The organism is SAR324 cluster bacterium, assembly GCA_029245725.1.
Classification (GTDB): Bacteria; SAR324; SAR324; order SAR324; family NAC60-12; genus JCVI-SCAAA005.
The window spans coordinates 1-3,181 of sequence record JAQWOT010000128.1; the positions used below are offsets into that span (position 1 = coordinate 1).

General features: G+C 45.0%; 4 protein-coding genes. 3 read left to right on the top strand and 1 reads right to left on the bottom strand.

Going from position 1 to position 3,181, the window contains the following annotated elements:
- Positions 1–89: 89 nt before the first annotated feature.
- A complete protein-coding gene (locus tag P8O70_05580) occupies positions 90–617 on the bottom strand; it encodes a terminase small subunit (protein MDG2196346.1) in 528 nt (175 codons plus the stop codon).
- 300 nt (positions 618–917) lie between these two features.
- Here P8O70_05580 and P8O70_05585 point away from each other — a divergent pair, with 300 nt between their 5' ends.
- The 3 genes from P8O70_05585 to P8O70_05595 all read left to right on the top strand — a co-directional run.
- A complete protein-coding gene (locus P8O70_05585) occupies positions 918–1,100 on the top strand; it encodes a hypothetical protein (GenBank protein MDG2196347.1) in 183 nt (60 codons plus the stop codon).
- 591 nt (positions 1,101–1,691) lie between these two features.
- Positions 1,692–2,483 carry a helix-turn-helix transcriptional regulator gene (locus P8O70_05590; protein ID MDG2196348.1) on the top strand — a complete coding sequence of 264 codons (792 nt, stop codon included), beginning with the start codon at positions 1,692–1,694 and terminating at the stop codon, positions 2,481–2,483.
- 48 nt (positions 2,484–2,531) lie between these two features.
- On the top strand, positions 2,532–3,181 hold a 650-nt coding region (locus tag P8O70_05595; protein MDG2196349.1), incomplete at its 3' end, for a hypothetical protein.

Below are 3,181 nucleotides of genomic sequence, written 5' to 3' on the forward strand. Positions count from 1 at the left end.
GTTTAAGCCTGTTTTGGCAGGTAAATGGGGGGATCATTGGAAGTCATTGGCTTTTGGGAAGCAGCCCAATGTAGAAATCAGTAGCTAAGTTAGACCTCCAAGCCCAGCAGGGCTTTCTCATACATGCCCTCAGCATTGCCAGATTGCTCAAGCTGGGCTTTTAGCTTCAAGGCCTTCAACAACTCATCATACTTTCCGGCAATCGCTAGCACCCTGATCGTTGCTCTCAGCATACCTTCCCAATCATTGGGAGCTTGCTCCATTGTCTCCAGTAGCGGCAACGCTTGATGACGTTCAAAGATTCTCAGTCGCTGACACAGCTGATTTAGGGCTTGTAGAGCGGTCTCGAAATCCTTTGCCTCCAGTGCCCGCTCCATCAACTCGACGTACTTACTGGCTACAAGATCAGCCTGAATCTCCAGCCGTCTAGCACGAGCTTCCTGAGCTTCAATCAGTGCTGCTCTAACCTTGGGATGTCTTTTGAGACCATAGCCTATCTCGGACGGGTAGCGGGTCTGATAGCCTGCTCTTCTTGCAGCCTCAGCGGCATTTCCACTCAGTAAATACTCTGAGACGAAACGCTCCTGCTTCCAGGTAAGGTTCTTTGCTTGGTGCATGTTGATCCTAGTAGGCTATTAGATGACTGGTAACCAAATTTGACTGCGTGTGAAAATCAATTAGGGGAGGTAAGAAAAAGAGGTAGGGGGATATGTTACTCCTTGCCCCCTATACTATAAAGAAAGATCCTTTAAATATTTCTTAGATAGTAATTAATACTGTAGTTAAATTTTCATATTTACAGGCTATGACCAATCGGGTTGGTTCTTAATCGGGACTGATCGTAACAGGGGGGATAGTACTCTTAGTTGTTCACATTGTAGCGTTAGAATTCCAATGACAAAAGCCATGACAGAAGCATGACAGTTCTCGAAATCATGACAGTTCTCGTTGTGCAACTGCACAATGAATGGGACAAACATGTGACATTTGCAAAGGTGGGTCAAGACCTTTGTCTGCTCTCGGTCATTTTTGCAGAGAACTGTCATCGAACTGTCATGGTCTCCAGCCCAGACAGATACTGGGCTCCAGCAAAATCATGACAGAATGACAGTTTTTCTGGTTCACACACTGATAATCAACCCCCTGTTCCCCATATAAGGAGCCGGGAAGCAAAAAGATCTGTCATTCGGTCATGAACTGTCATTCGCTACTATTTCCCTTCTTATTTTGAGGTTGTATGAACACAGTTTTTAATTTATTTTTATTTATCTTCTTCAGCGCTATCAGCTTTATGCTTTTAGTTTGAGGTCAACAATCGAAATTTAGCAGCTTATTTACCACTTTAGAAGTAAGAAACTTTCTATGAAACAATAATTTTTTATGCTCTAGTTATTGTCTTTCCAAAGCTTTATTTAACATGCTCTCGATTTCTGCCCTATCAAGAAAAGTTTTACGGCCTATCTTTACTCTCCGAATCTTTCCCTGGCTCAACCAGTTGTTCAACGTGTTCGGACTCAGCCTGAGGATCTCAGAACCTTCGGCTAATGTTAGTAGAGGGTGAGATTCTTGGTTCGACATTAGCTGGCATCTCTGTCTTGACATTAAACTCAAAAAAATAAAAATATAGATATATAAACTAATATAGTTTACAAGTTCAGGTTTATTTCGTCAATCAATTTCAAGTGAAGTGAATGGCCAGACCCCGCTTTAAGCCAGAGCCGCAGCTTCTTCCTGAGACCAAAAGACTAGCGTTACTTATTGAAGAACTGGGTATCTCCCGCCGAGAGTTTGCTAGACGCTTAGGAATGTCTCCTAGTGGCTTAGGAGCTCTCTTCCAAAGAGCAGCCACAGTCTCTGTTGTAATGGCCAAAGCCGTGGAGTGCGAGTTTGGAGTTCGCCACCAGTGGCTGCTCAGTGGTCAAGGGACCAAGTGGTACAACGCCTGGGAAGGCCTGAGACCCAGTGAGCGATGGTTGCTAAAGATGCTCAGTCGGCAGGATCATTTCTCGTTGGTTGTGCAGGTTGAGCTACCCCTCAATCTGGCTGTCAGTTTTTTTCAGCAGGAGTTGCTGAGATTACAGCAGGAGTTGGTGGCTCAACAGTTGGGCCGGCATATAGTGATGAAAGAACTCTATGACTGGCAGCAGAATATTGCTCTTTGGCTTAGAGGGGACTGGCGGGATCTTCGGCAGGAGTTAAGCCAGAACAGTGATATGTCAACTGAAGTGAACAGCGCAGCCCCCGGTCTAGAGGAACAAAGTTCACCGAGGCAGTGGCAGACAGCCCGCTACTACTACATGGATATCACGGTGATGGAGGAGACTAAGCGGCCTTCTCTAGAGGCAGTAGAGTTCGGCATTGAACTGGACCGAGCTTGGATCGATGATCGGCGTCAACAACTGCACGAGCGTTGGTATGCACTCAGTGATATGGTTCAGAAGTGTCTTAAAGAAGACGAGTCTGGTTGGCTAAGCATGGAGTAGAGTATTCGATGGTTCAGCTTAATCAACACAAGAAATCAAAGAGGATTTATGGGACTAGAGATTGAGTGTCCAAAATGTGGTCATTGGAACTCAGAAAGTACAAGCATCTGTAAAGGCCGGTTTCGGCGCGGGCCCAACAAAGGCAAACTCTGTGGATTTGCCCGACTGAAAAAAGAGCCGAATAAAAACTACCGCATCGAATACCGTCAGGGTGGCAAGAAGATAAGGGAGTCAATTGGGCCATCCAAGGCGGCTGCTATGGCCCGTCTACTGGAAGTGAAGAAGGCTCAGGTTGAAGACAGGCACATTGAGCGTGATAAGAATTCGATGGTGACGCTTGATCATTTGTTTGATTGGTTTCTTGCCTTGCAGGAAGTTCAGAAGCTAGACAGTTACCCTCGTTATAAAATGCAGATTAAAGCTTTAAGACGACTGTTAAATGCACAGCAAGTGATTCGTGATCTTTCGATTGCACAGCTAGAAAATTTTGTTCAGCAACGATTGCATGAATCTTCTCCGAGTAAATTGGGCAAATTGATTTCGCCAAAGACTGTGAAAGAGGAAGTGAATCTGCTGCGCAACATTTTCAATCGAGCATTAAAGCACGAAATCATTAGTAAGGTGCCTGTGGCTAATTTTCCAGCAATCAAAGTGGATAATGTCCGCAAGCGAATCTTTACTGATGATGAATATCAGCG